The following is a 586-nucleotide window of genomic DNA, read 5'->3' as shown; positions in this document are numbered from 1 at the left end:
AGGCACAGCTGTCCCGGATTTTTGCAATTTAACCTTGCCGGTTAACTCACCTAACCATTTTTGGGACACTCCGTTCAAAACGGACATTGACTCGGGACGCTGAGAAGGCAAATGGAATAGCCGTCGCCTTGCCGAGTTCCCAGATGTCTTTGACCGCCGAAACACTTGCTATAGACGATCGCTTTTTTGGAGCAGTACTGATCTGCGCCAACGAGATGCTGACGATCTATAAGGAAAGCCCGAGAATCGCCTCCATTTTTGCTGCGCAGCAACGGTGGCTGATGGCGCATTCAGGCTTTGCATTGCATTACGGATTGCCTGGCGAGGAGAAAAAAGGCCTGTATTCCGGGCGTTTCGTGGATTTCGTCGTCAGCAACAAGATCGCCAGCCGCAACACGGCCGCCGCCTTCCTGCAGGAAATGCTCGTCTACCGTTTCCTGCGCCCCTCAAGCGGCCAGGCCGACCGGCGCACGCGCCTCGTCGAGCCGACGGAGACTGCCGAGCAGCACTTCTTCAAGTGGCTGCAGACACATCTTTTCATTCTCGACAACCTGGACGGTGGCAAGCGCGCCGAAAAGCTCAGCAC

The 586-nt window shown here is 55.6% G+C and carries 1 protein-coding gene; it reads left to right on the top strand.

Going from position 1 to position 586, the window contains the following annotated elements; genetic code table 11:
- Positions 1–143: 143 nt before the first annotated feature.
- Positions 144–586: hypothetical protein (locus AC1DIX_RS27575; RefSeq protein WP_477328510.1), on the top strand; the 443-nt coding region annotated here is incomplete at its 3' end.

It is taken from the genome of Massilia sp. 05N420 (genome assembly GCF_056397205.1).
Note: the sequence above shows the minus strand (reverse complement) of the source record. Positions and strands in the feature narration are given on the sequence as shown.